This is a genomic window from Mesorhizobium sp. B2-8-5, from assembly GCF_006440675.2.
GTDB lineage: Bacteria > Pseudomonadota > Alphaproteobacteria > Rhizobiales > Rhizobiaceae > Mesorhizobium.
The window spans coordinates 1019210-1044760 of record NZ_CP083951.1 but is presented as its reverse complement, the minus strand read 5'-3'; the positions used below and the strand labels follow the sequence as shown (position 1 = coordinate 1044760).

At 64.9% G+C, this 25551-nt stretch carries 25 protein-coding genes and 2 pseudogenes; 13 read left to right on the top strand and 14 right to left on the bottom strand.

Annotation, left to right across the window (positions count from 1 at the left end; translation table 11 throughout):
* Positions 1–81: 81 nt before the first annotated feature.
* The 3 genes from zapE to FJ430_RS04990 all read right to left on the bottom strand — a co-directional run bounded on the left by zapE (position 82) and on the right by FJ430_RS04990 (position 2560).
* Entirely contained in the window at positions 82–1284 is a 1203-nt protein-coding gene (gene zapE / locus FJ430_RS05000; RefSeq protein WP_140646012.1) for a cell division protein ZapE, read from the bottom strand.
* A 68-nt stretch (positions 1285–1352) separates the two neighbouring features.
* Positions 1353–1928 carry a protease inhibitor Inh/omp19 family protein gene (locus FJ430_RS04995; RefSeq protein ID WP_226892081.1) on the bottom strand — a complete coding sequence of 192 codons (576 nt, stop codon included), beginning with the start codon at positions 1926–1928 and terminating at the stop codon, positions 1353–1355.
* Between the two features lie 194 nt (positions 1929–2122).
* The gene (locus tag FJ430_RS04990; protein WP_140707198.1) at positions 2123–2560 is read right to left on the bottom strand and encodes a VOC family protein; all 438 of its coding nucleotides are present in this window, start codon (positions 2558–2560) and stop codon (positions 2123–2125) included.
* Positions 2561–2687: 127 nt separating this feature from the next.
* On the opposite strand from FJ430_RS04990, the gene FJ430_RS04985 reads away from it, so the two are divergent.
* The 9 genes and pseudogenes from FJ430_RS04985 to FJ430_RS04945 all read left to right on the top strand — a co-directional run bounded on the left by FJ430_RS04985 (position 2688) and on the right by FJ430_RS04945 (position 9972).
* A complete protein-coding gene (locus FJ430_RS04985; RefSeq protein ID WP_140707201.1) occupies positions 2688–3695 on the top strand; it encodes an MBL fold metallo-hydrolase in 1008 nt (335 codons plus the stop codon).
* A gap of 61 nt (positions 3696–3756) precedes the next feature.
* Positions 3757–3918, top strand: a complete 162-nt coding sequence (locus tag FJ430_RS04980; RefSeq protein ID WP_140707204.1) for a DUF1328 family protein — start codon at positions 3757–3759, stop codon at positions 3916–3918.
* Between the two features lie 115 nt (positions 3919–4033).
* The gene (gene dapF / locus FJ430_RS04975) at positions 4034–4918 is read left to right on the top strand and encodes a diaminopimelate epimerase (protein ID WP_140707206.1); all 885 of its coding nucleotides are present in this window, start codon (positions 4034–4036) and stop codon (positions 4916–4918) included.
* A complete protein-coding gene (mtaB, locus tag FJ430_RS04970) occupies positions 4918–6243 on the top strand; it encodes a tRNA (N(6)-L-threonylcarbamoyladenosine(37)-C(2))-methylthiotransferase MtaB (RefSeq protein WP_140707208.1) in 1326 nt (441 codons plus the stop codon). The genes dapF and mtaB overlap by 1 nt, the downstream gene beginning before the upstream one ends.
* A 13-nt stretch (positions 6244–6256) precedes the next feature.
* Positions 6257–7888 (top strand): signal recognition particle-docking protein FtsY, encoded by a 1632-nt coding sequence (gene ftsY / locus FJ430_RS04965; protein WP_140707210.1) that lies wholly within the window; start codon positions 6257–6259, stop codon positions 7886–7888.
* A gap of 64 nt (positions 7889–7952) precedes the next feature.
* A complete protein-coding gene (locus FJ430_RS04960) occupies positions 7953–8609 on the top strand; it encodes a septation protein A (RefSeq protein WP_140707212.1) in 657 nt (218 codons plus the stop codon).
* Between the two features lie 66 nt (positions 8610–8675).
* Positions 8676–8855 (top strand): annotated as a pseudogene (locus tag FJ430_RS04955) (pyridoxamine 5'-phosphate oxidase family protein); the annotation flags it as partial.
* 103 nt (positions 8856–8958) lie between these two features.
* Positions 8959–9398, top strand: a pseudogene (locus FJ430_RS04950) (MSMEG_1061 family FMN-dependent PPOX-type flavoprotein); the annotation flags it as partial.
* Between the two features lie 37 nt (positions 9399–9435).
* Entirely contained in the window at positions 9436–9972 is a 537-nt protein-coding gene (locus FJ430_RS04945) for an NADPH-dependent FMN reductase (protein ID WP_140707214.1), read from the top strand.
* Between the two features lie 217 nt (positions 9973–10189).
* On the opposite strand, the gene FJ430_RS04940 is transcribed toward FJ430_RS04945, so the two are convergent.
* Complete coding sequence (locus FJ430_RS04940) at positions 10190–10396, bottom strand: tautomerase family protein (protein ID WP_013892236.1); 207 nt, start codon at positions 10394–10396, stop codon at positions 10190–10192.
* Positions 10397–10555: 159 nt separating this feature from the next.
* Complete coding sequence (locus FJ430_RS04935) at positions 10556–11476, bottom strand: SMP-30/gluconolactonase/LRE family protein (RefSeq protein ID WP_140646004.1); 921 nt, start codon at positions 11474–11476, stop codon at positions 10556–10558.
* A 272-nt stretch (positions 11477–11748) separates the two neighbouring features.
* Here FJ430_RS04935 and FJ430_RS04930 point away from each other — a divergent pair, with 272 nt between their 5' ends.
* Positions 11749–11913, top strand: coding sequence for a hypothetical protein (locus tag FJ430_RS04930; RefSeq protein WP_181177681.1), 165 nt, complete (start codon positions 11749–11751; stop codon positions 11911–11913).
* A gap of 265 nt (positions 11914–12178) precedes the next feature.
* Here FJ430_RS04930 and FJ430_RS04925 read toward each other — a convergent pair whose 3' ends face one another.
* The 4 genes from FJ430_RS04925 to ccmA form a co-directional block, all read right to left on the bottom strand.
* Positions 12179–12757: a DsbE family thiol:disulfide interchange protein gene (locus FJ430_RS04925; protein ID WP_140707216.1), complete on the bottom strand. Its 579-nt coding sequence runs from the start codon at positions 12755–12757 to the stop codon at positions 12179–12181.
* On the bottom strand, positions 12754–12921 hold the full coding sequence (gene ccmD / locus FJ430_RS04920; RefSeq protein ID WP_140707219.1) for a heme exporter protein CcmD: 168 nt from the start codon (positions 12919–12921) through the stop codon (positions 12754–12756). Before ccmD ends, FJ430_RS04925 begins: the two co-directional genes overlap by 4 nt.
* Positions 12922–13038: 117 nt before the next feature.
* Positions 13039–13704: a heme exporter protein CcmB gene (gene ccmB / locus FJ430_RS04915; RefSeq protein ID WP_140646001.1), complete on the bottom strand. Its 666-nt coding sequence runs from the start codon at positions 13702–13704 to the stop codon at positions 13039–13041.
* A 208-nt stretch (positions 13705–13912) separates the two neighbouring features.
* Positions 13913–14515, bottom strand: coding sequence for a heme ABC exporter ATP-binding protein CcmA (gene ccmA, locus FJ430_RS04910; protein WP_140707221.1), 603 nt, complete (start codon positions 14513–14515; stop codon positions 13913–13915).
* A gap of 283 nt (positions 14516–14798) precedes the next feature.
* Between ccmA and acnA the strand changes: the two genes are divergently transcribed.
* Positions 14799–17489, top strand: coding sequence for an aconitate hydratase AcnA (acnA, locus tag FJ430_RS04905; protein ID WP_140707223.1), 2691 nt, complete (start codon positions 14799–14801; stop codon positions 17487–17489).
* Positions 17490–17557: 68 nt separating this feature from the next.
* Here the strand turns inward: acnA and FJ430_RS04900 are convergent, their stop codons facing one another.
* Positions 17558–18229, bottom strand: a complete 672-nt coding sequence (locus FJ430_RS04900) for a ceramidase domain-containing protein (RefSeq protein WP_140707225.1) — start codon at positions 18227–18229, stop codon at positions 17558–17560.
* Between the two features lie 185 nt (positions 18230–18414).
* Here FJ430_RS04900 and FJ430_RS04895 point away from each other — a divergent pair, with 185 nt between their 5' ends.
* A complete protein-coding gene (locus FJ430_RS04895) occupies positions 18415–19203 on the top strand; it encodes a DUF1223 domain-containing protein (protein ID WP_140707227.1) in 789 nt (262 codons plus the stop codon).
* Between the two features lie 792 nt (positions 19204–19995).
* Entirely contained in the window at positions 19996–20382 is a 387-nt protein-coding gene (locus FJ430_RS04890; RefSeq protein WP_140645995.1) for a DUF2794 domain-containing protein, read from the top strand.
* A 99-nt stretch (positions 20383–20481) separates the two neighbouring features.
* Here FJ430_RS04890 and FJ430_RS04885 read toward each other — a convergent pair whose 3' ends face one another.
* The 4 genes from FJ430_RS04885 to FJ430_RS04870 all read right to left on the bottom strand — a co-directional run bounded on the left by FJ430_RS04885 (position 20482) and on the right by FJ430_RS04870 (position 25485).
* Positions 20482–21063 (bottom strand): GNAT family N-acetyltransferase, encoded by a 582-nt coding sequence (locus FJ430_RS04885; protein WP_140707229.1) that lies wholly within the window; start codon positions 21061–21063, stop codon positions 20482–20484.
* Positions 21064–21266: 203 nt separating this feature from the next.
* Positions 21267–22007 carry a Bax inhibitor-1/YccA family protein gene (locus tag FJ430_RS04880; protein WP_140707231.1) on the bottom strand — a complete coding sequence of 247 codons (741 nt, stop codon included), beginning with the start codon at positions 22005–22007 and terminating at the stop codon, positions 21267–21269.
* Between the two features lie 239 nt (positions 22008–22246).
* Entirely contained in the window at positions 22247–24787 is a 2541-nt protein-coding gene (locus FJ430_RS04875) for an ABC transporter permease (protein ID WP_140707233.1), read from the bottom strand.
* On the bottom strand, positions 24787–25485 hold the full coding sequence (locus tag FJ430_RS04870) for an ABC transporter ATP-binding protein (protein ID WP_140647849.1): 699 nt from the start codon (positions 25483–25485) through the stop codon (positions 24787–24789). Before FJ430_RS04870 ends, FJ430_RS04875 begins: the two co-directional genes overlap by 1 nt.
* Positions 25486–25551: the final 66 nt, after the last annotated feature.

Genomic DNA, 25551 nt, shown 5'->3' with positions numbered 1-25551 from the left:
ACCCTTCCGCTTCGTCATTCTAGGGCGGAGTAAGGAGCGAAGCGACGCGTGCAGACGCTAGAATGACGAAGGTAACCCCTTCTACCCCTGCGCCTGTCTCGCCGCGGCGGTCGCCGCCCCGTCCTTCCGCCGCTCCGTCCAGTCGTCCAGCCAGTCGCGGCTCTGCATCTCGACCAGGCGCGAGGCGGTGCGCTCGAATTCGAACACCTCCGTGCCGCGCTTGGCCGTGTAGAGCCCTTGCGGAGGCGCCGCGGCGCTCATCACCAGTCGCATGCGGTGGTCGTAGAGCGTGTCGATCAAAAGGATGAAGCGCTTGGCCTCGTTGCGCATGCCTTCGCCAAGCACCGGCACATGGTCGATGAACACGGTCGAGAAGCGGCCGGCGATCGCCAGATAATCGCGCGCGCCGAGCGGCTTTTCGCAAAGGTCGGCAAAGGAAAAGCGCGCGGCGTCGCCGGCGGCGCGCGGCACGACGAGGTGGCGGCCTTTGAGCGTCAACGTGACTTCGCCGGCCGGCTGGCCATATGTCATCGCCTTCCAGGCTTCGTCCAGCGCGCGCTCGGCCGCGGCATCGTCCGGCGTGACATAAACCGGCTGGCGGTCGAGCTTTTCCTGCCGGTAGTCCTTCTCGGCATCGAGCGTCATCACATGGGCGTTGCGCTCGAGCAGCGAGATGAACGGCAAAAAGAGCTGGCGGTTCAGCCCGTCGCGATAGAGGTTCTCCGGCGCCACGTTGGAGGTGGCGACCAGCACCACGCCGCTGGCGAACAGCGCCGAGAACAGCCGCGACAGGATCATCGCGTCGGCAATGTCGCTGACGGAGAACTCGTCGAAGCACAGCACCCAGGCTTCATCGGCCAGCGCCCGGGCGACAGGCGGGATCGGGTCGTCTTCCTTGACGTCACCGTTCTTTCGCGCCGCCCGGTGCTTCTGGATGCGGTCCTGCACATCGGCCATGAAGTCGTTGAAATGCACACGGCGCTTGCGCCGGACCGGCAGCAATTCGAAGAACATGTCCATCAGCATGGTCTTGCCGCGGCCGACGCCGCCATGGATGTAGAGGCCCTTGACTGGCTCGCGCGGCTGCCGCTTGGCCGCGAACAGCCAGCCCAGCGCGCTCGATTTCTGCGCCAGCCTTTTTGCCGAGATCTCTTCGATCAGCCGGTCGAGCGCTGCGACGATGCGCTCCTGCGCCGGGTCGCGCTCGACCGCGCCGCTCTGGACGAGATGGTCATAGCGCTGCCTGACGGTCGCATGGGTCTGGATACCGTCGCGAAGATGCATGGGTCACGTCAGCTGGAGCAATTCCGGCTTTCCGCCCGGAATTGCGTGGAAGCAATAGTCGGTTTCGCTCACCTTGTAAGCGAGATCGGCTGCCCGCTGGAAGTCTGGCCGTCGAACTTTTCGCCGCCCGACGAATAGAGCCTGGCCAGCGTACCGCCATTTTCGTCATAAAGCGTCAGCTGCTTGCCGGCGACGTTCCACGACTTGATGCCGTCGATCGGAGCCGGGCAATGCAGCGGACCGGCGCGGTAGCCGGCGCCGAACTTGGTCTGCGGCGTCGCCACCTTGCAGCTCTGCCCGGAGACGTTGACGTTCCAGACGCCGGCGACGCTGGCCGCGGTGAGATCGGTGGCGCCAGCGGGCGCCGTGCCATCCGGCGGCAGCGAGGCGACCTGGCTGTTCTTCGGAGCGGTCGGGAATTGCGACGGATCGGTGGCGCCGGGGGAGGCCGGCGGCGGCAGCTGATTCTGCGTCACCGTGCCGGAGGGCGCCGGGGTCAGCGGCGCCGGCTGCTGGTCGTCCATCGACGAGAAGCGCGAGGTCGAGCAGCCGCTCGCAACCAGCGCGGCCAGCGATACGGCCGCGAGGCCACTCTTCGAAAAGAGGTGGAGCCGCGAAAAGGGGCGGGTCATCGAAAAATTCATCAAAACCTCCGTCGGATCCGGCCGGGGGGAGCCATCCGCGTAATCTCTGCTTCACCAAGATGGCGAAGGTGGCAGAATTTCAACCTGATATGGTTAAAATAGGGTTTTCGAGCCAGCTGTTGCAAATTTATCGCAGCGGGGAGCCGAAGCCGGGAAAATGCCGGAACACTCTCCTAAGCTATTGAAATGGAGCATTAAATCCGAGCGCTCGGCACAAAGACATAGCCGTCCGGGCCGACGATATAGCATTCGCGCAGGCCATGCGGCTTGTCGATCGAGCCGGCCAGCACGATGTGGCCGAGCGCCGCCGCCTTTTTCTCGACCGCATCCGGATCGGCGCCGTAAAGCCGCAGCTCTATGCCGGTCCCGCGTGTCTCGACGCCCGCCGTGATGCCGGTCATCGGATTGTCGAGATAGGAATGGTCGGCATGCAGCATGAAGATTGAGCCCAGAAGCTCGATCGCCGCAAAGTCCTCGTCGGCATAGATGATCCGGGCGCCAAGCACGTCGCGGCAGAAAGCCTCCATCGCCGTCATGTCGGTGACCAACAGGTTGACGCCGACCCCATGCGGCAGCGAGCGGCCGAAATCCTCGGCCTTCATCCACGGTGTCTTGGTTCGCTTCATTGCCATGGCGATCACCCCTGTCTCCCGATCCTAGACGAGCCGGGCTTCGGCCATTGGCATTCGCCGGCAAAATGCTTGCGCCAGGCAGGCGCGTCCTTATCTCAGGAAACGACACAAGCGGGCGGGAGACAGGATGGCCGCGAGAACAGGAACCGCCAACCGCTACTACAGCGGGCCGCCCAGCGATCATTTCGACGGCGCCCTGTTCTTCAATCCCGGCGGCAAGCCGCCCGGGCGCTTCACCGATCTCCTCAAATGGCAATTCGGCGGCGGGCGGGCGAAATGGCCGGCCGCCTTTCCGAGCCCCTATCCCCCGGCCAAGCCGGACCTACGGGTGGAAGGCAGCGCGCTGAGGCTCACCATGGTCGGCCATGCCTCGCTGCTCATCCAGACGGCGGGCTTGAACATCCTGACCGATCCGGTATGGTCGGAGCGCGCCTCACCTTTCGCCTTCGCCGGCCCGAGAAGGGTCAATGCGCCGGGAATTATCTTCGCCGACCTGCCGCCGATCGACCTGGTCCTGATCAGCCACAATCACTACGACCATCTCGACCTCGCCACGCTGAAGCGGCTGAAAGAGAGCCACGATCCGCTGGTGATCGCGCCGCTCGGCAACGACGCCATCATCGGCCGGGCGGCGCCCGGCATGCGGCTCAGCGTGCATGATTGGGGCGACAGGCTGAACGTCGGCGCGGCCGCCATCCACATCGAGCCGGCGCATCACTGGTCGGCGCGCGGCGGGCGCGACCGCCGCATGGCGCTGTGGGCGGGCTTCGTCATCGAGACGGCGGCGGGCAATATCTATTTCGCCGGCGACACCGGTTTCCATGACGGCATCAATTACCGGCTGATGGGAGAAAAGCATGGCGGCTTCCGCCTCGCCATCCTGCCGATCGGCGCCTATGAGCCGCGCTGGTTCATGGCGCCGCAGCACCAGAACCCGCAGGAAGCCGTTCAGGGCATGAAGCTGTGCAATGCGGCTCAGGCCGCAGGCTGCCATTGGGGCACATTCCATCTCACCGACGAGCCGATCGAGGAGCCGGCGCAAAAACTGGCCGAGGCGCTGGCGGCTGAAGGCTTGCCCTCGGAACGATTCCGCGCCATGCGGCCCGCAGAGGTATGGGACGTGCCGCCCGTCTGACAAAGGAACCCAAGCCGGCGAAACGCGTTGGTTCGCGACGCAATTTCGCCGGAGCTTCCTCATGATCAAGTGGATCATCATCCTTTTGATTGTCGCCGCCGCCGCGAGCCTGCTTGGCATGCCGGCGCTGGCCGGCGCCGCCGCCACGGGCGCGCGCATCCTTATCGGCATGGTGCTGATCATCTTCCTGCTGATCGTGCTCGGGGTCTTTGCAGTAACTTAAGCGCGACCTTTTGGTCGTCGCGGCGCGACTGCTTGGTCGTCGCCACCTGGCTGGACTGGTAATTCCCGCCCGTTTCCGCCATATAGCGCCCAAACGGATTGGAATGACCGGTTAGATGGCAGGCACCGCCCCCTTCGCCAAGATGAACGGCATCGGCAACGAGATCATCGTTGCCGATATGCGCGGCCGTGCCGACAAGGTGACGGCCGCGGCGGCGATCGCGCTCAATGCCGGCGAGGCGACGAAGTTCGACCAGATCATGGCGATCCACGATGCGAAGACGCCGGGCACCGCCTATTATATCGACATCCTGAATTCCGACGGCACCAGTGCGCAGGCCTGCGGCAACGGCATGCGCTGCGTGGTGCAGGCTTTGGCGGCCGAGACGGGCAACAAGAGCTTCAGCTTCGAGACCCGCGCCGGCATCGTGAATGCGCAGGAGCACGCCGACGGCCTGATCTCGGTCGACATGGGCAAGCCTCGCTTCGGCTGGCAGGAGATCCCGCTGGCGGAAGAATTCCGCGATACCCGCATGATCGAATTGCAGATCGGCCCGATCGACGCCCCGGTGCTGCATTCGCCCTCGGCGCTGTCGATGGGCAACCCGCATGCCATCTTCTGGGTCGACAACGACGTCTGGTCCTACGAGCTCGACCGCTTCGGCCCGCTGCTCGAGAACCATCCGATCTTTCCCGAGCGCGCCAACATCACCATCGCCCAGGTGACCTCGCCTGAAACCATGATCATCCGCACCTGGGAGCGCGGCGCCGGCCTCACCAAGGCCTGCGGCTCGGCGGCTTGTGCCGCCGTGGTCGCGGCCGCCCGCACCAGGCGCACCGGCCGCAGCGTTTCGCTGCTGACGCCGGGCGGCGGCGAGCTCAATGTCGAATGGCGCAATGACGACCACGTCATCCTGACCGGCGCGGCCGAATGGGAATTTTCCGGCAGCTTCGATCCCTCGACCGGCGCCTGGGCTCGCGACACCGAAAGCGCCGCCTGATGTCCGCCCTTCAAAAGGGCGCGCCCCAAGCCCCCAGCGGCAAGGGTATCGACGTCGTCACCTTCGGCTGCCGCCTCAACACCTATGAATCGGAAGTGATGCGCCGCGAGGCCGAAAGCGCCGGCCTCGGCGCGCTTCAGGGCGGCGCCGTCATCTTCAACACTTGCGCCGTCACGGCGGAAGCCGTGCGCCAGGCCAAGCAGGCGATCCGCAAGGCGCGCCGCGAGAACCCTTCGGCCCGCATCATCGTCACCGGCTGCGCGGCGCAGACCGAGCCGCAGAATTTCGCCGCCATGGACGAGGTCGACCTGGTGCTTGGCAATGAGGAAAAGCTCAAGGCCAACTCCTACCGCGCGCTGCCCGATTTCGGCGTCAACGACACCGAGAAGGCGCGCGTCAACGACATCTTTTCCGTGCGCGAGACGGCAAGCCACATGGTCGACGCCATCGAGGGCCGGGCGCGCGCTTTCGTTCAGGTCCAGAACGGCTGCGACCATCGCTGCACCTTCTGCATCATCCCTTACGGCCGCGGCAATTCGCGCTCGGTGCCGATGGGCGCGGTGGTCGAGCAGGTCAAGCGGCTGGCCGGCAACGGCTATGCCGAGATCGTTTTGACCGGCGTCGACATGACCAGTTTCGGCGCCGACCTGCCCGGCAGCCCGAAGCTTGGAAAGCTGGTGAAGACGATCCTGCGCCAGGTGCCGGACGTGAAGCGGCTGCGGTTGTCCTCGATCGATTCCATCGAGGCCGACGACGACCTGCTCGACGCCATCGCCACCGAGCAGAGGCTGATGCCGCATCTGCATCTGTCGCTGCAGTCGGGCGACGACATGATCCTGAAGCGCATGAAGCGCCGGCATCTGCGCGACCAGTCGATCCGCTTCTGCGAGGACGTGCGCAAGCTGCGTCCTGCAATCGTCTTCGGCGCCGACATCATCGCCGGCTTCCCGACCGAGACCGAGGCGATGTTCGAGAATTCGGAAAGAATAATCGAGGAATGCGGGCTGACGCATCTCCACGTCTTTCCGTTCAGCCCACGCGAAGGCACGCCCGCCGCGCGCATGCCCCAGGTCCGCCGCGAGGTGGTGAAGGCGCGCGCCGCAAGGCTGCGCGCCGCCGGCGAGGCCGCCTATCGTCGTCACCTTTCGTCGCTTCCCGGCACGCGACAGTCGATCCTGGTCGAGCGCGACGGACTTGGCCGCACCGAGGGTTTTACGCTGGCCGCGATCGACACCGGCGCGCCCGGGGAGATCGTCGATGCCGTGATCGCCGGCCATGACGGCGCCCGACTGATTGCGGCGCGCTCTGCCGCGCAAGCCGCCTGAGACTGCGAGACGCATGGCTGGTTTCTTCAAGAAGATATTTTCGTTCGGCAGGAAAGAGGTCGTCGAGGAGCGCGCCGACGAGACGCTGCCGCCGATCAAGTGGGACGCGCTCGACGCGCTGAAGCCGGAGGCCGAGCCTCAATCGGTTCCCGAAGAGCCGAAGCCCGAGCCTGCTCCATCCATCCCGCCGGCACCGGAGCCGACCATTCCCGCCGAGCCGGAACCGCTGCCGCAGCCCGAGCCGGAAGAAGAGCCGCAACCGGCGCCCGAGAAGCCGGAGCCGCCTGCCCCCGAGGAAGTGCCGCCGGCACAACCCGAGCCCTTACCCGCGCCGACACCAGAGCCCGAACCTGCTCCACAGGAAGTGCCCGCACCAGCGCCGGCTCGGCCGGACATCGAGCCTTCGCGTCCGGAACCGCAGCCGGAACAGCCTCCGGTCGAAGTGCCGACGCCGCCTGCCGAAGTCCCGGTCGAAACGCCGCCGCCCATCGAGGTTCCGCCAGTGGCGCCGCCCTCTGTGGAACCATCCGCCGAAGCCGGCGCGGAAATCGCGCCTCCTATTCGACAGCCAGCGCCCGTCGAGCCGCAGCCGATCCTGGCCGAGATCGCGCCGGAACCGGAGGCCGTGCCGCCGCCGCCAAAGCCCACGCCCTCTGCCGGCAAGGTGACGGTTTCAAAGAAGGTCGAGCAGAAGGCGGAGCCGGTAAAGGCGCCGGAGCCGGCGCCGCGGCGCTCCTGGTTCCAGCGCATGCGCGAAGGGCTCGCCCGCTCCTCGCGCGAGCTCACCGGCAACATTGCCGGCGTCTTCACCAAGCGAAAGCTGGACGAGGACACGCTGCAGGACCTGGAGGACGTGCTGATCCGCGCCGATCTCGGCGTGGAGACAGCTCTGCGCGTCACCGATTCTCTCGCCTCGAGCCGCTACGGCAAGGATGTCTCCGACGCGGAAGTCCGCGCCGTGATGGCGGCGGAGGTGGAGAAGGTGCTGGCGCCGGTCGCCAGGCCGCTCGAGCTCGATCTCAGCCATAAGCCGCATGTCGTCCTAGTCGTCGGCGTCAACGGCACCGGCAAGACGACCACCATCGGCAAGCTCGCCGCTAAGCTCACCGATGGCGGCCTCAAGGTGATGCTGGCCGCCGGCGACACGTTCCGCGCCGCCGCGATCGAGCAGCTCAAGATCTGGGGCGAGCGCACGAAATCGCCGGTCGTCGCCTCCAAGCTCGGCGCCGATGCGGCCGGCCTCGCCTATGACGCCTTCGAGAAGGCGAAGGAGGCCGGCTCCGACGTGCTGATCATCGACACGGCCGGGCGCCTGCAGAACAAGACCGAGCTGATGGCGGAACTGGAAAAGATCGTGCGCGTGTTGGGCAAGCTCGATCCGGAAGCGCCGCACACGGTGCTGCAGACGGTCGACGCCACCACTGGCCAGAACGCGCTGAACCAGGTCGAAATCTTCCGCAACGTCGCCGGCGTCAACGGGTTGGTGATGACCAAGCTGGACGGCACGGCGCGCGGCGGTATTCTGGTGGCCATCGCCGCCAAGCATCGGCTGCCGGTCTATTTCATCGGCGTCGGCGAGCAGGTCGACGACCTCGAACCGTTTTCCGCCAGCGAATTCGCCAGGGCGATCGCCGGCGTGGCTTGAACAAAGGCGCGATCTTGGAAGGGCCGCCTGCTTTTCGGCCAGATCATGCGCAAGAAGGACTTTTATGAACATCCTCGAACGCGACCCGTCCGATCCTCGCCGCAAGCCGATCAACCCCGGCTTGAAGTTCCTGCTCGAGCTCGGGCCAGGGCTCGTGTTCTTCTTCACCACCATCCGCGGCGAATGGCTGGCCGAGAAATTTCCGATACTCAGCCATCTCGGCGAGCCGATCCTGATCGCCACCGCCTTCTTCATGGTCGCGACGGCGCTTTCGCTCGGCGTCTCCTGGCTGCTGACGCGCAGCCTGCCGCTGATGCCGCTGGTCTCGGCGATCGTCGTCTTCGTCTTCGGCGCGCTGGCGCTTTACCTGCAGGACAAGACCTTCGCCTTCATGAAGCCGACGATCATCAATTCGCTGTTCGGCGTCACGCTGCTCGGCGGGCTTCTGTTCGGCCGGTCGCTGCTTGGTTACGTTTTCGATTCCGCCTTCCAGCTCGATGCCGAGGGCTGGCGCAAGCTGACCTTCCGCTGGGGGCTGTTCTTCCTCTTCCTCGCCGTGCTCAACGAGGTCGTGTGGCGCAACTTTTCCGAGGCGACCTGGCTTTATTTCAAGGTCTGGGGCACGATCCCGATCACCTTGCTGTTCACCTTCAGCCAGATGCCGCTGATCATGCGCCACTCGCTGGAGGAAAAAGCCAAGGAAGAGAAGGCCGGGAATTAAAGCAACCCGGGAAAAGCGTGCAGCGGTTTTCCATCCGAAGTTGCGTCGAAACAAAGAGGGGGCGGCATGGAATTCCTCACCACGCATGACGAGCTGAGGACGATCTACAAGACGCCCCGGCCGACCGACGGCTCGATCCGCAAGGAACTCAAAAACCTCGACGGCCATTGCCGTTCGTTCATCGGCAAGAGTCCCTTCGTGCTGATCGGCTCCTCCGACGGCGCCGGCAATGCCGACGTGACGCCTAGCGCATGACCCCGAAAATCGAAATCGATTTTCGGAAAGGATCATGCGCCAAATCAAAAGTGTTACAGCGTCCTTTGCGCGTCCAAAGGACGCGCGGCGCTGTAAGGGCGACAAGCCCGGCTTCACCGCCATCCTCGACAACTCCACCCTCGCCATTCCCGATCGCCCGGCAACAACCGGCTGGACACGCTGGAAAACATCATCCGCAATCCGTCGGTCGGGCTGCTCTTCCTCATCCCCGGCATGAACGAGACGCTGCGCGTCAATGGCGATGCCCGCATCACCGTCGATCCCGTCTTACGCGAGCGCCTTGCGGTCGACGGCAAGGAGCCGCAAAGCGTCATCGTGGTGACGGTCAAGGCCGCCTATATACACTGCGCCAAGGCCTTCATGCGCTCGGATCTGTGGAAGCCGGAGACCTGGTACGACCGCGCGACCCTGCCGACGCTCGGCCAGATCATACGCGACCAGCTGGCCCTTGGCGAAAGCGCCGGCGAGATCGACCGCGAGCTGGACGACGATTACCGCCAGACCATGTGGTAGGCTTCGCGGACGACTCAACCCTTCGTCCGGTTCTCCCTTGATCGAGATCATCGCCATATCGGGCAGCCTGCGCGCCGCCTCGACCAACTCGGCCCTGGTTGCCGCATTGGCCGCCAACGCGCCCGCGGACTGCCGCGTCGAGGTTTATGACGGCCTTGGCCGGCTGCCGATCTTCAACCCCGACGACGAGGGCGAGCGCACGCCGCCGGAAGCGGCACGCCTGATCGAGATGGTCACCCAGGCCGACGGCGTCGTCGTCTCCTGCCCGGAATATGCGCATGGCGTGCCCGGCGGCATGAAGAACGCGCTGGACTGGCTGGTCTCGCGCGACGCCGCGGTGGGCAAGCCGGCGATGCTGGTCCACGCCTCGCCCCGTTCGCTCTATGCGCGGGCGGCACTGGCCGAGATCATGCGGACGATGTCGTTCGCGATGTATGAGGAGGGGACGCTGGAGATCGCGCTGCTGGGCAAGAAGCCGGCGGAGATGGAGGCGATCCTCAGCGCGGATGCGAACCGGCGGGCGATCCGTGAGGCGGTGCGGGGGTTTGCGGGTTTTATTCGCGGACAAACATAAGGTCGTCATTCTAGGGCGGAGCAAGGAGCGAAGCGACGCGGCGCAGACCCTGACGCTAAGGCGTTGCAACGCTTACAGAATTCTGCGCCGTTGCGCTCGACGTCGAAGATCACGGAATGGATCCTCGGGTCAAGCCCGAGGATGACGAACGCGAAGGGAAGCGCCCATATCTCGCCGTCGCCGAAAGAACCTCGCAGGCACCCGAACCTGCTGCGCCTTACCCCTTCCGCAGCGTCTCGACATCGGTCTTGCCGACATACCAGTCGCGGGCGTTGACCTCCTCGAACACCACCCAGACATCGTCATTGCCGAGCCCGGTGGCGTCCATGATGGCCGCGGTCACCTTCTTGGCGATGTCAGCCTTCTTGCCGGCCGGATCGGCGGCGATCACTTCCTTGACGATGCGGATGTTGACGAATGGCATGATGTTCTCCCCGTGGGTTCTTCCGTTTGGCGTCAGGCAATGGCTTGGCAATTCGCTCCGGCAAAGCGGATGGCGGTGGTTGCGGGAGCCGCAGCGCCGCGGGCGCTGCTGGGATGCGCAGAAAGGCCAGGAATGGCCGAAGAAGCGCCTGCAGAACCTTCAATAGGTTTTCGCCCCATTCACCATCAGCCGCACCATGTAGAGCGAGGTGGTGCCGGCGATGTAGAGACAGTTGAGCTTGTTGCCGCCGAACACGCAGTTGGCGGTCACTTCCGGCACCTTGACCTTGCCGATCAGCGTGCCGTCCGGATCGTAGCAATGGATGCCGTCGGCGGCACTCGTCCAGATGCGCCCGTCGGAATCGAGCCGGAACCCGTCGAACAGGCCGGCGGTGCAGTCTGCGAAGACCTTGCCGCCGGAAACCTTCCTGCCGTGCTTGCCGACGTTGAAGACGCGCATATGCGCCGGGTTCTTCTCGCCATGCGTGCGGCCGGTGTCGACGACATAGAGCAGGCTTTCGTCGAGCGAGAAGGCGAGCCCGTTCGGTCGCACCATGTCGGTGATGACGGCCTCGACATCGCCCGTATCGGGATCGACGCGATAGACATTGCAGGCGCCGATCTCGCTCTCTGCCTTGTCGCCCTCATAATCGGTATCGATGCCGTAGCTCGGATCGGTGAACCAGATCGAGCCGTCGGAGCGCACCACCACGTCGTTGGGCGAGTTCAGCCGCTTGCCCTTCCACTTCTCGGCGATGGTCGTGATGGAGCCGTCGAATTCGGTGCGGCTGACGCGGCGGCCGGAATGCTCGCAGGTCACCAGCCGGCCCTGCCGGTCGACGGTGTTGCCGTTGGAATTGCCGGACGGCTGCCGGAACACACTGACGCTGCCGTCGGTCTCGTCATAGCGCAGCATGCGGTTGTTCGGGATATCCGACCAGACGACATAGCGGCCGGCGGCGAACCAGGCCGGCCCTTCCGCCCAGCGGCACCCGGTGAACAGCTTTTCCACCTGGGCGCTGCCGTTGAACAGGCGCGCGAAGCGCGGATCGAGAACGTCGTAATAGTCTTCGGCCGCCATGCATTTCCTCCCGGCATCAGGTGACGGGCGGATCAAGCCAGCCTGGAAGCGATCTGGCAAGACGGCAGGCCCGTAATTTGTATGACAAAACAGATGAGAACTGCGTGAAGCGGGTCTTGCGTACCGCGTCGGACCGCATAGCCTGTTAGCCCGCGATTAACCGGCTATGCGCTGGTTGCAATGGTGCATTGCAACATCTTTCTTTTGCAATGCATCATTCCTATGTCATCCTCACAATCGTCAGGGAGGAACAACTAAGAAGGAACCCTGTCATGTTCGACAATCTTGTCTCCCGCGCCCGCGCCAGCATGGCCAAGCGCCGTCATTACAACCGCCTCGTCGCCGAAATCGAGAATCTGTCCAGCCGCGATCTCGCCGATCTGCGCGCCGACCGTTCGGAAATGCTCTACCAGGTCCACAAGCAGATCTACGGTTGATCCTTTTTTCGACCGTTGAGCGCGCCGGTCACGTTCGTCATCCTTGGGCGCAGTGACGCGTAGCGGCGCGAAGACCCAGGGATCCATGCCGTGACTTTCGAGCGCCGCGGCGGCGAAGACACGTGCGCGCGCAAGCGCCAATTCTGGGCCGCCGCGCTCCTCGGTCAGGCGTCACGGAATGGATTCTAGGGTCTGCGCGCGTCGCTTCGCTCCTTGCTTCGCCCTAGAATGACGAACGTGACAGGCGCCTCAGCCAGGCGCCACGTCAGCCCGGCGCCGCCAGCGCTTTCTCGATCTGCGGCAACAGCAACGCCCTGACCGACTCGGGCGTCAGCGGCCCGACATGCTTGTAGGCGATCCTGCCATCCTTGCCGATGACGAAGGTCTCGGGCACGCCATAGACGCCCCAGTCGATCGCCGCGCGTCCGGCCGGATCGACGCCGATCGCCTGATATGGATTGCCGAGATCGCCAAGGAAGCGGCGGGCGTTTTCCGGCTGGTCCTTGTAGTTCAGCGCGGCAAGCGTGAAGCGCTTGTCCTGCGACAGGCCGAGCAGCACCGGATGCTCCTCCCGGCACGGCGCGCACCAGGACGCGAACACGTTGACCAGTGTCACCTTGCCGGTAAAGGACTTTGTATCCAGCCCCGGCAGGCTGGTCCCTTCGAGCGGCGGCAGGCTGGTCTGCGGCGCCGGCAGTCCGATCAATGCCGAGGGGATTTCAGAGGCGTCGCGGCCCGAAAGCAGCTGCCACAGGAACAGCCCCGCCAGGCCCAGGAACACCAGCAGCGGCAGAAGCACGAACAGGCGGCGCCGCGGCGCCGGCGTTTCGGTTTCGATGCTCATGATTTAACAGCCTTGTCGGAGCGCCGGCGCACTCCGGCCGCTTCCAGCGCCGCGAGCTCGCGCTTGCGCGCCCGCTGGTCGAGCAGGATCCAGCTGACCAGCCCGGCGAGCACCACGGCGGTGATGGCATAGGCGGCGGTGACGAAGAGGGCGTGCGCGCTCATGTCAGCCGCTCCTCGCTCTCCGCCGTGCCAATCGTTGCGATCATGTCTTCCCTTAACCTCGCGCCGGCAGTTCCGCAATTTGTCGCGGTGCCGCAGTGAAGGAACGTTCTCGTCGTCTCAATCCGTCCCGTGCCGCAGTGCCAATGCCGCCGCCAGGGGACCAAGCACTGCAAGAAATAGCGTCAGCGCGGCAAGAATGAGGAAAGGCTGCAGGAATGGCGCCGGATCGGCCACCGCGCCATAGCTTGCTGAAACGCCGAAGATCAGCACCGGAATGGTCAAAGGCAGCACCAGCACCGAAATCAGCAATCCGCCGCGCGGCAGCGCCACCGCCACCGCGGCACCCGCGGCGCCGATGAAGGTGATGGCCGGCGTGCCGACGAGAAGCGTGAGCGCCGTGGCGCCGATGCCGAGCGGCTCCATGTTCATGAACAGGCCAAGCAGAGGCGCCGCGACGACCAGCGGCAGCACGCTGCCGGTCCAATGCGCCAGGCACTTCGTCAGCACCGTCAGCGCCAGCATGTGGCGGTCGTTGTTCAGGACAAGGAGATCGAGCGAGCCATCCTCGCGGTCGGCCTGGAACAGGCGATCGAGCCCGAGCAGGCAGGCAAGCAGGGCGGCGATCCACAGGATCGCCGGGCCGATGCGCGACAAGAGGTTGAGGTCGGGACCGACGCCGAACGGGATGGTGACGATGACGGCGAGGAAGAAGATGACCCCGATCAACGCCCCGCCGCCGGCGCGGATGGAAAGGCGGATGTCGCGCAGGAAGAGGGGCCACATTATAAAGGGATCCCTTGGCGAGGCTGGCGCTCCGGCACACCCCCCTCTGGCCTGCCGGCCATCTCCCCCGCAAGGGGGGAGATCGAATGTCGCGCGGACTTTCGCCAATCACCGACGCCGCGAAGGAGATGCCGGCGCCGAAGCTGCCAATCTCCCTCCTTGCGGGGGAGATGTCCGGCAGGACAGAGGGGGGTGCCTCGCGCCGACATCAGTCGCCCATCCTCAACACCTTCGCCCGGCCCAGCCCCAGCGGCAGATGCGTGGCCGCCACGACAATCCCTCCGTCGCGCAGATGCGCCTTCATCAACCCCGCGAACCTTGCCTCCGAGGCCTTGTCCAGCCCCGCGGTCGGCTCGTCGAGCAGCCAGACCGGCCGGCGGCTCACCAGGAGCTTCGCGATCGAGGCCCGTCGCCGCTGCCCTGTCGACAGATAGCCGAAGGGCAGATGTCCGAGCCCGCCGAGCGCCACCGTCTCCAGCGCCTCCTCGACGCCCAGTCCCGGCTCTCCCTGGAAGGCGCGCCAGAAGCCGAGATCCTCCTCGACGCTGAGCGCCGTCTTCATCGCGTTGAGATGGCCGAGATAATGCGAAGCAGAGGCGACTGTCGGGAAGGCCTCGCCGCCATCCTCGAACCGCACCTTTCCCTGCGCGGCCGGCAGCAGGCCGGCGACGATTCTGAGCAGCGACGATTTGCCCGAGCCGTTCGGACCGGTGACAATGAGCGCCTCGCCCTTGTCCAGCGCGAAGCCGATGTTGGAAAAAACCGTCTCGCCGCCGCGCTCGCCGCCTAGATTTTCGGCGATCAGCCGCATTCTTGCCCGTCCCGAAAGCACCGTTTCGCGGCCGTTTCCGGCTCACGCAAATTCGTCCTTCGACTGTCTAGAACTATTCCAGGAAATTCTCTATATGCGGTTCATCCGTGCCAGCGGTCGGCGCGGGATCAGAATTAGCGCCGAACCAGCGCACGCGCCGCCTTGAACGGCTCGGGTTGCTTGGGAGCGGACAGCGGAAATGGCCGTACCCGCACCTTTGCGCGTGATTGCATGCCAACGGCGTCCGTTCCCTTTCAGGCTGAACAGACAAGGACGGATCGCCGTGACCAAATCCCTCGACAGTTTCAATTGCCGCCGCACCCTGACCGCAGGTGGCGCGGACTATGTTTACTTCGACCTCATTGAGGCCGAGAAGAACGGCCTCACCGGCATCGCCCAGTTGCCTTATTCGATGAAGGTGCTGCTGGAGAACCTGTTGCGCAACGAGGATGGCCGTTCGGTCACCAGGGAATCGATCCAGGCGGTCGCCGCCTGGCTGACCGACAAGGGCACCGCCGGGGTCGAGATCGCCTATCGCCCGGCCCGCGTGCTGATGCAGGATTTCACCGGCGTTCCGGCGGTGGTCGACCTGGCGGCGATGCGCGACGGCATCAAGGCGCTCGGCGGCGATCCGGAAAAGATCAATCCGCTGGTGCCGGTCGACCTCGTCATCGACCACTCCGTCATCGTCGACGAGTTCGGCACGCCGATGGCCTTCGCCCGCAATGTCGAGCTGGAATATGAGCGCAACGAGGAGCGCTACAAATTCCTGAAATGGGGCCAGCAGGCCTTCCGCAACTTCCGCGTCGTGCCGCCCGGCACCGGCATCTGCCACCAGGTCAACCTCGAATATCTCGGGCAGGTCGTGTGGACCAACGCCGAGGACGGCGAAACCACCGCCTATCCCGACACCTGCGTCGGCACCGATTCGCACACCACCATGATCAACGGCCTCGGCGTTTTGGGCTGGGGCGTCGGCGGCATCGAAGCCGAGGCCGCGATGCTCGGCCAGCCGGTCTCCATGCTCTTGCCGGAAGTCATCGGCTTCCGCCTCACTGGCAAGCTCAAGGAAGGCGTGACCGCCACCGACCTGGTGCTCACCGTCACCCAGATGCTGCGCAAGAAGGGCGTCGTCGGCAAATTCGTCGAGTTCTTCGGCCCCGGCCTCTCCAACATGACGCTGGCCGACCGCGCCACCATCGGCAACATGGCGCCGGAATATGGCGCGACCTGCGGCTTCTTCCCGGTCGACTCGGAAACCATCCGCTACCTCACCATGTCCGGCCGCGAGGAGAACCGCATCGCACTGGTCGAGGCCTATTCCAAGGCGCAAGGCATGTGGCGCGACACAGGCTCGGCCGATCCAGTCTTCACCGACCTGCTCGAGCTCGACCTCGGCGACGTCGTGCCGTCGATGGCCGGCCCGAAGCGCCCCGAGGGCCGCGTCGCGCTGCAGGACATCCCCGCCGGCTTCGCCAAGGCGATGGAGACCGAATACAAGAAGGCGGCCGAAATTTCCAAGCGCTACGCCGTCGAAGGCACCGACTACGATCTCGGCCATGGCGACGTCGCCATCGCCGCCATCACCTCCTGCACCAACACCTCGAACCCGAGCGTGCTGATCGGCGCGGGCCTGCTTGCGCGCAACGCCAACCGCCGCGGTCTGAAGCAGAAGCCGTGGGTGAAAACCTCGCTCGCCCCCGGCAGCCAGGTGGTGGCCGAATATCTCGAAAAGTCCGGCCTTCAGAAGGAGCTCGACCAGATCGGCTTCAACCTGGTCGGCTTCGGCTGCACCACCTGTATCGGCAATTCCGGCCCGCTGCCGGCACCGATCTCGAAAACCATCAACGATAAAGGTTTGATCGCTGCCGCGGTGCTTTCCGGCAACCGCAATTTTGAAGGCCGCGTCTCGCCGGATGTCCAGGCGAACTACCTCGCCTCGCCGCCGCTCGTCGTCGCGCACGCGCTGGCCGGCACAGTGACCAGGGACCTCACCACCGAGCCGCTCGGCGAAGGCAGCGACGGCAAGCCGGTCTATCTCAAGGACATCTGGCCGACCTCGGCCGAGATCCAGGAGTTCATCGAGAAGAACGTCACCCGCGAGCTGTTCGCCCGCAAATATGCCGACGTCTTCAAGGGCGACGCCTACTGGCAGAAGGTCAAGGCGCCGGAAGGCCAGACCTATGCCTGGGACGACCACTCGACCTATGTGCAGAACCCGCCCTATTTCGCCGGCATGGGCCGCTCCTTCGGCAAGGTCGGCGACATCAAGGGCGCGCGCGTGCTCGGCCTTTTCGGCGACAAGATCACCACCGATCACATCTCGCCGGCGGGCTCGATCAAGGCTGCATCGCCGGCCGGCAAGTATCTGACCGAGCATGGCGTCGGCGTCGCCGACTTCAACCAGTACGGCACGCGGCGCGGCAACCATGAGGTGATGATGCGCGGCACCTTCGCCAACATCCGCATCCGCAACCACATGCTGGGCGAGAACGGCCGCGAGGGCGGCTACACGATCCACTATCCCTCGAAGGAGGAGATGTCGATCTACGACGCTGCGATGGAATACAAGCAGGAAGGCGTGCCGCTGGTGATCTTCGCCGGCGTCGAATACGGCAACGGCTCGTCGCGCGACTGGGCGGCCAAGGGCACCAATCTGCTCGGCGTGCGCGCTGTCATCGCCCAGTCCTTCGAGCGTATCCACCGCTCCAACCTGGTCGGCATGGGCGTCATCCCCTTCGTCTTCGAGGACGGCACCTCATGGGCCTCGCTCAACCTGAAGGGCGACGAGCTGGTCGAGATCGACGGCCTGGACGCCATCAAGCCGCGCCAGAAGATGGTGGCCAAGGTCACCTATGGCGACGGCACGGTGAAGAACGTGCCGATCATCTGCCGCATCGATACGCTGGATGAGCTCGACTACTTCAAGAACGGCGGCATCCTGCAATACGTGCTTCGCGACCTGGCCGCGTAAAATAGGGAGTGGTGAGTAGGAATTAGTGAGTAGGGGAAAGAGCGTCACTACTCACTACTCACTACTCACTACTGCCTTACCTTCGGCTTCCCAAACCGCGCCGTCGCCGCCAGCAACACGGCGAGCATCAGCCCGTTGAAGACATGCCAGAGGAAATGCGTGCCGAGCGGGAAGCTGGCGCAGACCAGCGGGTCGATCATGCGGCAGAGGACCGAGACGACGAAGATCGCCGACCCCGCCAGATTGTACCAGCCGGCCCGGTTGCCGGTGGCCGCCACCCACGCTCCGAAGAAGGCGAGCGCCAGGAAGGGCGGCAGGTAGCCCGTGGTGCCGTTCGACGCCTGGCGCAGCCAGTCGGGCACGGCGAAGGCGATCAGGCCGGCCACGGCATAGAAGGCGACGAAGACGAGGATCGCCTTGCCCCATTCCATGCCGAGGAAACGCCGCAGGTTGAACAGCGTGTAGGCCAGCGTGAAGCCGGCGATCGGCAGGATGTCGGCCCAGATCGTGCCTTTGCTGGCGAAGGTGTGGAAAAGGGTCGAGCCGATGCCGATCGCCACCACCCACCAGGCCAGCACTTCGGCGAAGGCGCCGGTCTTGTATCGCCGCACCTGCTGGACGCCCCATAGTCCCGCGGCAATGAAAGCCAGGTTGGTCAAAGCATTAGCCGGCTCGGCCCAAAGTCCAGGCCCCGTCCGTTCGCAATAGAGATCGACAGGGGTCAGGAGAGTTTGCCACATGGTGAGGATGCTGCTCCCGAATCGAACCACGCCTTGAAATGCAATCGCCTCTCCTATTGCGCCCTTACCTGCGGCTGCAACAGCAAAAATTTCACCGCAACGTGACTTCCCGTTGACTGGCGCTTCTGCCACATATTTTAGCAATCAGAACAAGGCCGGCGTCACCGGCGGGAATTGGAAAAGTCATGGCATTTCGAGGACGATTGCGGCTTGCGGCAGTAGCGCTGGCCCTTACGGCGTTGGGCGGCGTGGCCCTGGCAGCCGAGCCTGAGAAGGCCGCGACCGGCAAGCCTCAAGCCGACAAGCCTTTGGGCGTGGTCGAATTGTTCACCAGCCAGGGCTGCAGTTCCTGCCCACCGGCCGACGAGTTGTTTGCCGAGCTCGCCGGTAAGGACGACATCGTCGCGCTCGCCTACCACGTCAATTACTGGGACTATCTCGGCTGGCAGGACACGCTGAGCACCAAGGAGAACACCGAGCGCCAGTATGACTATATGCGGGCCTTCGGCAGCCGCTCGGTCTACACGCCGCAGGCCGTCATCAACGGCCGCAGCCACGTCAACGGCGCCAGCCGCAAGGATGTCGACGGCGCCTTGGCGCGGATGGACAGGACCGGCGAGGGCATGCGGGTCGCCATCAAGGTCAGCCGCACCAGCGACCGTGTCGTGATCGACGCGGGCGATGCCGGCAACGGCCCGACCGACGCCCATGTGGTGATCGTCTATTTCGATCCGCCGCGGATGGTGAAGATCGGCCAGGGCGAGAACAGCGGCCGAAGCCTGACCTACTGGAACGCCGTTTCCGACATCCAGACCGCCGGCATGTGGCACGGCAAGGCGCAGCGTTACGAATTGCCGATGACCGAGATCGCCAAGAAGGGCGGCTGCGCGGTGCTGCTGCAGTCGGTTGGTCAGGACGGCATGCCCGGCCCGATCCTCGGCGCCGCCTTCATCCGCAAGCCCGACCGGCTTTAGCTCCCGCCTTCTAGCAATTGGCTTCTCGTCCGCTCGCGCGCGGACCGCTTCTTACCACAAGGCAGGGCAATCTTTGGGAGTTCGGATAGCCGGCATGCCTTGATCGGCGTGATTGATCGGCCGAAGACCTGATTGCCACGTGGTTCCCCCAATCCGTCGCTGCTTTGCAGCGCCACCTTTCCCCCCTCCGGAGGGAAAGGAAGGGAGCCTTGCTGGACGAGCGTTGTCGGCAAAAAGCCTGGCGCGCCTTTCCTCTACCCCGTCGATCGGGGGAGAGGTGGCTCGGCGAAGCCGAGACGGAGTGGGGGTCGACCAGCGCTGCATAAGACAATGCATGCGCCAAGCTGCCATTCACGCTATCGCCAAGACCAGCCGCTTGGAAATGTGTGCATGCCGTAGACAAGGGTGAAGGAAAACAAAAAACCGGCGTCAGCTTGCTTCTGACGCCGGTCATTCAGGTTTTGGGATCGTCGCACCTGATTTTTCCAAGGAAAAACCGAGGTTGGTTCGATCCGACGCTGACCCGTGGGCGGGGGGCTTGGGGTTTACGAGCCGGTGCCGGACCGAACCGTCTCAGGCAACGCCGGTAAATTCGTCGGACATTGGGGCATGAGCGCGGATTATTTGTGGCGAGAATGTGGCAGAGCATCACCAATTCCAACATGTGTTTCGCAAACGTGACTGGACGTTTGGGAAACCGCGCGACCATCGGGCCTGCTTAGCCAGGCCTTGCAATTCGACCGCGAAAGCGCGAACCTTGGCCGGCGCATGATTCAATCGAAGGATCGAGGCATGACCGATCACAGCAGCGGGACGGAGGATGGGGAAGCATCCGGAATATTGATCCCGTTGCACGAGGCGCGCAACGCCCGCCTCGACCAGCCGGTGCGATTCGACCGGCGCGAGCTCGACCAGATTCTGAGGCTTTACGGACGCATGGTGGCGGCCAATGAATGGCGCGACTACGCGATCGACCATCTCACTGATCGCGCTGTCTTTTCCGTCTTCCGCCGGGCCAGCGAAGTGCCGCTTTTCCAGATCGTCAAGGACCCCAGGCTGGCACGCCGGCAAGGTGCTTTTGCCGTCATCGCCGCAGGCGGCCGCATCCTGAAGCGCAGCCAGGAACTCGGCCGCGTGCTTGGCGTGTTCGATGCCAAGCTGAAGCTCGTCGAGGCGTGAAGGAAAAGGGGAATTGATGAACTGAAGAATTGAAGAACTGAGGAAAAGGGGCGCTTGGCGGCCGGTGCGGCAGTCGTTTTTCTTCAGTTCCTCAATTCTTCAGTTCTTCAATTCCTTTTGAATCCGGAACCTTCGCTCCGGCAGCGAATTCGGATCGGGCGGCAATTCCGCGCCGCCATTCAGCGAAAGCTGCATGAACACCGTGTCCAGCCAGCGTCCGTGCTTGTAGCCCGATCCTTCCAGGCGACCGGAATGGCGGAAGCCGAGCTTCTCGTGCAGCCGCACCGAGGCGCTGTCCGCGTGGCCGTCGCCGATCACCGCGATGATCTGGCGGAAGCCCGCCGCGCGCGCCGTCTCGATCAGCGCCTGCATCAGCAGGAAGCCGGCGCCCTGCCCCTTGGCCTCCGGCGCGACATAGACCGAATCCTCGATGACGAATCGGTAAGCGGGGCGGGGCCGGAACGGCCCGGCATAGGCATAGCCGAGCACGGCGCCGTTCTTCTCGGCCACGAGATACGGAAAGCCGCCGGCCGCCAGAGCGTCGAATCGGTCGCCCATTTCGGCGCGGCTGGGCGGCTCCAGCTCGTAGCTCGCCGTGCCATGCGTGACCGCATCGGCATAGATTTCGGTGATTCGGTCGAGGTCGGCCGCGGTGGCGGCCCTGATCGCAACATTGCTCATAATTTGTGCAGTTCTCTTTGCTGCCTCGATAACAGCAGAGGACTGCGCAAAAAGAAAGGGCGGCCGTTGGGCCGCCCTTCGCAAAGTCTATGGTCCACTGGGACCGGGTAACCGCCTTTAGAGCAATTCCAGGAAAACTGTGCGCGGTTTTCCGTCCGGAATTGCATAGAGGGTTCGCCGTTTCCGTGAAACGGCGAACTGCTCTAGCGGCGATCGCCCATGAACTGCAGCAGGAACATGAACAGGTTGATGAAGTCGAGATAAAGGCGCAGTGCGCCCATGATCGCCTTGCGGCCGGCGACGTCGGCGACGTCACCTTCGAAATACATCTCCTTGATCTTCTGCGTGTCGTAGGCGGTGAGGCCGGCGAACACCAGCACGCCGATCACCGAGATGGCGAAGCCAAGCGCCGACGACTGCAGGAAGATGTTGATCAGCATCGCGATCAGCAAGCCGATCACGCCCATGATCAGGAACGAGCCGAACGCCGACAGGTCGCGCCTGGTCGTGTAGCCGTAGAGCGACAGGCCGCCGAAGGCCGCGGCCGTGGCGAAGAAGGTCTGGGTGATGCTGGTGCCGGTGTAGACGAGGAAGATCGTCGACAGCGACAGGCCGACAAGGCCGGCATAGACCCAGAATGTGGCCTGCGCCGCGCCCACGCTCATCGACTGGATACGGAACGACAGGAACATCACGGCGGCGAGCGGCGCCAGGATGACGACCCAGCGGAACGCGCTTGCATAGATGAGCTGGCCGAAGGCGGTCAACTGGCCGTCGCCGGTGACAGCGAGCTGGAAGGCGCCCCAGGCGGCAAGGCCGGTGATCAAAAGGCCAAGCCCCATGAGGTTGTAGACCTTGATCATATAGGCGCGCAGGCCCTGATCGATATCGACGCGCGCGCCGGGGGCGGCGGACGTCTGGTAGTTGCGAATGGGATCAGCCATTGGAAATCCTCTGTTGCTTCTGCCCCGTCCGGTGACAGGTCCGCTCGGAGCGGTCCCCGGGACCAGGCGCCGCTGGCGGAGCTCCAGCATGCCTAGCGCGAAATATGATGGTTCTTGACGTCAAGAACAAGACGGTAACGGGCCGTAACGCTTTGTGAGAAGGCAAAAGGCCGGTTTTCGGGTCTTCCGGGCGGCATTCTTACAAAGATTTAACCGGGCGGGCGGCTCTCGGCCCTCCGTCAGAGGTTGCGCAGCACCGGCGCTGCCCTGTGGCCAAGCACCCGCCAGGTGCCGGCAAGGCCGATTCCGACGGTGACCGCCAGCGAAACCAGGATCGTCGCCACCGCGACCTCCGGCATGAAATGCGACGGCAGCGTCATGATATGCGCGACCACGAACCAGGCGGCGATGCCGCCGGCGGCAAGCGCGAACAGCGCCGTCGCGAGGCCGATCAGCATATATTCCAGGGAGAAGGCGGTAATCAGCGTCCGCCGCGTCGCGCCGAGCGTCTTCAGCACCACCGCGTCGTGGATGCGCGCCCGGTTGCCGGCGGCAAGCGCCCCGGAGAGCACCAGCACCGAGGCGATCAGCGCCACGCCGGCGGCGGCGCGGATCGCCGTGCCCAATTGCGCGACCAGCCGGTTGACGATGTCGAGCGCGTCCTTGACGCGCACCGTCGTCACCGCCGGAAAGGCGCGGGTGACAGCGTTGAGCAGCCTTGCGTCGTCGGCCGTGCTGGCTTGTTTGTCGGTCAGCGTCGCCAGCCAGCCATGCGGCGCCCCGGCAAAGGTGTTGGGCGAGAAATCCATGACGAAGTTGATGCCCATCGTCTCCCATTGCACCTGGCGGAAATTGGCGATCTTCGCGGTGACATTGCGACCGAGCACGTTGACGGTGACGGTGTCGCCGAGCTTCAGCCCGATCGCCTTGCCTTCCTCGGCCGAGAACGACACCAGCGGCTCGCCGGGATAGTCCTGCGGCCACCACGCGCCTTCGGTCAGCGTCGCGTTCTCCGGCTGTTTCGCGTCATAGGTCAGGCCGCGGTCGCCGCGCAGCACCCAGGCGCCGTCGGCCGGGATCTTCACCTTGTCGACGTCGACGCCGTTGAGCGCCATGATGCGGCCGCGCAGCATCGGCACCTTGACCAGTGTTCCCCGAGGCGACTCCTTGCCGACGAGGCTGGCGAAGGCGTCGACGTCGCTGCTCTGGATATCGACGAAGAAGAAGTTCGGCGCCCGCTCCGGCAGGCTGCCGGAGATCTGCCGCCTGAGATTCCCGTCGATCAGCGCCAGCGTCACCAGCAGCGTCAGCCCGAGGCCAAGCGACAGCACTACCGATGGCGTCAGCGCGCCCGGACGGTGGATGTTGCCGAGCGCCAGCCGCAGCGAAACGGAACGCACGCGCGGGCTCTTTTTTGCCGTCCACTGCACCAGCATCGCCACCAGCCGCAGCACCAGGAAGGCGAAAACCGTGGCGCCGACGAAGATCGAGGCGATGCGGTAGTCGTTGGCCGAGAGGATCGCCAGCGCCGCCAGCGCCAGCACGATCGCCAGAGCAGCGCCCGTATAGGGCAGGCGCGGCAGGCCGCGGCTCTCGAATCCCATTTCACGGAACAGCGCCGTCGCGGGCACGTCGCGGGCGCGGCCGAGCGGCAGCAGCGCGAAGGCCAGCGTCACCAGAAGGCCGAACAGGGCGGCCATGGCGAGCGCGCCAGGATAGAAGCCGCCTTGCGCGGGCACCGGGATGACGGACTGCAGGAGCGCGCTCGCCACGAACGGCATCGCGGCGCCCAGGATCAGCCCGAGCACGATGCCGAGGCCCGCGATCAACAGGATCTGCACCAGATAGACGGTGAAGACGAAACCGCCCGAGGCGCCGAGGCTCTTGAAGGTGGCGATGACGCCGCGCTTGCCGTCGAGATAAGCGCGCACGGCATTCGCCACGCCGACGCCGCCGACCACCAGCGCCGTCAGCCCGACGAGCGTCAGGAACTGCGAGAAGCGCTCGATGTTGGCTGAGAGCGCGGGTGCGGCGTTGCTGCGCGTGCGGATCGACCAGCCGGCCTGCGGGAAATCCTTCGCGGCCTCGGCCTGGATGTCCTTGATCCGAGCCTCGGACGCGCCGTCGGGCAGCCGCACCTTATAGGCGTTTTCGACCAGGCTGCCGGGTTGCACCAGACCGGATGCGGCAAGGCCCTCGCGCGAAATCATCAGCCGTGGCGCGAAACCGAAACCGTCCGACACCGCATCCGGCTCGCTGACCAGCCTGGCTCGCAACTCGAAAATGGCGCCGCCGAGCTTCAGCCTGTCGCCGATGTGAACATTGAGCCGGTCGAACAACAGGTCGGGCGCGGCGGCGCCGAACACGCCGGACCTTTCGCCGAACAATTGGTCCTTCGGCAGCGCCGGATCCGTCTCCAGCGTGCCGTAGAGCGGATAGGCGTCGTCGACGGCCTTTGCCTCGACCAGCGCCTGGTCGGAGCCGTCCTCCAGCCGCGCCATCGAGCGCATGCCGGAAGTCAGTGAGACCGTGCCGAGGCCTTTGATGAAGCCGAGCTCGGCATCCGAAGCGCTGCGCTGGTTGACCTGGAAGCGCAAATCGCCGCCAAGCAGCGTCTGGCCCTGATTGGCGACGCCGGCGGAAATCGCCTGCGCCACCGAATTGACGCCGCCGATCGCCGCGACGCCCAGCGCGATGCAGGCAAGGAAGATCATGAAGCCGGACAGGCCGCCGCGCATCTCGCGCAGCGAGAAGCGCATGGCGAGCTTCAATGTCCGCATCAGGCGGGAACCTTCACGGCTTTCGGCGCGTCCTCGATCCGCCCCGAGCGCATCGAGACCTGCCGCGCGCAACGCGCGGCAAGCGCCGGGTCGTGCGTCACCAGCACCAGCGTCATGCCGCGTTCCGCCGCCTTGGCGAACAGAAGATCGGCGATCTGCTTTCCCGTCGCCTGGTCGAGATTGCCGGTCGGCTCGTCGGCGATGAGGATGCGCGGCGACGGCGCCAGCGCCCGGGCGATCGCCACGCGCTGCTGCTCGCCGCCGGAGAGCTCGCCCGGATAGTGCGTCACGCGGTCGCTCAGGCCGACGGCGGCGAGATCGCGCGCGGCGACGCCGAACGGGTCGGCATGGCCGGCAAGCTCGAGCGGCACCGCGACGTTCTCGAGCGCCGTCATGTTGGGAATGAGATGGAAGGACTGAAAGACGATGCCAATGTTTCGTCCACGAAACGATGCGATCTGGTCCTCGCTTTTGCCGTTGAGCAGCTCACCGGCGATCTGGACCGTACCCGAATCGACCCGTTCCAGGCCGGCAAGAACCATCAGCAGGGTTGATTTGCCCGAGCCCGACGGTCCAACGATGCCGGTGGCTTCACCGGCCGCCACGTCGAGGCTGACGCCCTTCAGCACATGGACGGAGGACGCGCCCTCGCCGAGCGTCAGCGATACGTCCCTCAGCGCGATGACGGCTTCTGTCACAATGAAAGTGCCCTATATGTGGAAAAAAGGAGACGGCCCGTGTCTCTTTCCTTGGGTTGTTTCGGT

What these genes read in the sequence shown, in the direction of transcription:
- FJ430_RS04995 (WP_226892081.1), bottom strand. Translation starts at nt 1,928, where the DNA reads ATGAATTTTTCGATGACCCGCCCCTTTTCGCGGCTCCACCTCTTTTCG.
- FJ430_RS04875 (WP_140707233.1), bottom strand. Translation starts at nt 24,787, where the DNA reads ATGCGGACATTGAAGCTCGCCATGCGCTTCTCGCTGCGCGAGATGCGC.
- ccmA (WP_140707221.1), bottom strand. Translation starts at nt 14,515, where the DNA reads ATGCGGCTGATCGCCGAAAATCTAGGCGGCGAGCGCGGCGGCGAGACG.
- ftsY (WP_140707210.1), top strand. Translation starts at nt 6,257, where the DNA reads ATGGCTGGTTTCTTCAAGAAGATATTTTCGTTCGGCAGGAAAGAGGTC.
- FJ430_RS04985 (WP_140707201.1), top strand. Translation starts at nt 2,688, where the DNA reads ATGGCCGCGAGAACAGGAACCGCCAACCGCTACTACAGCGGGCCGCCC.
- ccmB (WP_140646001.1), bottom strand. Translation starts at nt 13,704, where the DNA reads ATGTGGCCCCTCTTCCTGCGCGACATCCGCCTTTCCATCCGCGCCGGC.
- FJ430_RS04930 (WP_181177681.1), top strand. Translation starts at nt 11,749, where the DNA reads ATGTTCGACAATCTTGTCTCCCGCGCCCGCGCCAGCATGGCCAAGCGC.
- FJ430_RS04935 (WP_140646004.1), bottom strand. Translation starts at nt 11,476, where the DNA reads ATGGCGGCCGAAGACTATTACGACGTTCTCGATCCGCGCTTCGCGCGC.
- FJ430_RS04885 (WP_140707229.1), bottom strand. Translation starts at nt 21,063, where the DNA reads ATGAGCAATGTTGCGATCAGGGCCGCCACCGCGGCCGACCTCGACCGA.
- FJ430_RS04980 (WP_140707204.1), top strand. Translation starts at nt 3,757, where the DNA reads ATGATCAAGTGGATCATCATCCTTTTGATTGTCGCCGCCGCCGCGAGC.
- FJ430_RS04940 (WP_013892236.1), bottom strand. Translation starts at nt 10,396, where the DNA reads ATGCCATTCGTCAACATCCGCATCGTCAAGGAAGTGATCGCCGCCGAT.
- FJ430_RS04890 (WP_140645995.1), top strand. Translation starts at nt 19,996, where the DNA reads ATGACCGATCACAGCAGCGGGACGGAGGATGGGGAAGCATCCGGAATA.
- ccmD (WP_140707219.1), bottom strand. Translation starts at nt 12,921, where the DNA reads ATGAGCGCGCACGCCCTCTTCGTCACCGCCGCCTATGCCATCACCGCC.
- FJ430_RS04895 (WP_140707227.1), top strand. Translation starts at nt 18,415, where the DNA reads ATGGCATTTCGAGGACGATTGCGGCTTGCGGCAGTAGCGCTGGCCCTT.
- FJ430_RS04990 (WP_140707198.1), bottom strand. Translation starts at nt 2,560, where the DNA reads ATGGCAATGAAGCGAACCAAGACACCGTGGATGAAGGCCGAGGATTTC.
- dapF (WP_140707206.1), top strand. Translation starts at nt 4,034, where the DNA reads ATGGCAGGCACCGCCCCCTTCGCCAAGATGAACGGCATCGGCAACGAG.
- FJ430_RS04925 (WP_140707216.1), bottom strand. Translation starts at nt 12,757, where the DNA reads ATGAGCATCGAAACCGAAACGCCGGCGCCGCGGCGCCGCCTGTTCGTG.
- mtaB (WP_140707208.1), top strand. Translation starts at nt 4,918, where the DNA reads ATGTCCGCCCTTCAAAAGGGCGCGCCCCAAGCCCCCAGCGGCAAGGGT.
- FJ430_RS04960 (WP_140707212.1), top strand. Translation starts at nt 7,953, where the DNA reads ATGAACATCCTCGAACGCGACCCGTCCGATCCTCGCCGCAAGCCGATC.
- FJ430_RS04880 (WP_140707231.1), bottom strand. Translation starts at nt 22,007, where the DNA reads ATGGCTGATCCCATTCGCAACTACCAGACGTCCGCCGCCCCCGGCGCG.
- FJ430_RS04900 (WP_140707225.1), bottom strand. Translation starts at nt 18,229, where the DNA reads ATGTGGCAAACTCTCCTGACCCCTGTCGATCTCTATTGCGAACGGACG.
- zapE (WP_140646012.1), bottom strand. Translation starts at nt 1,284, where the DNA reads ATGCATCTTCGCGACGGTATCCAGACCCATGCGACCGTCAGGCAGCGC.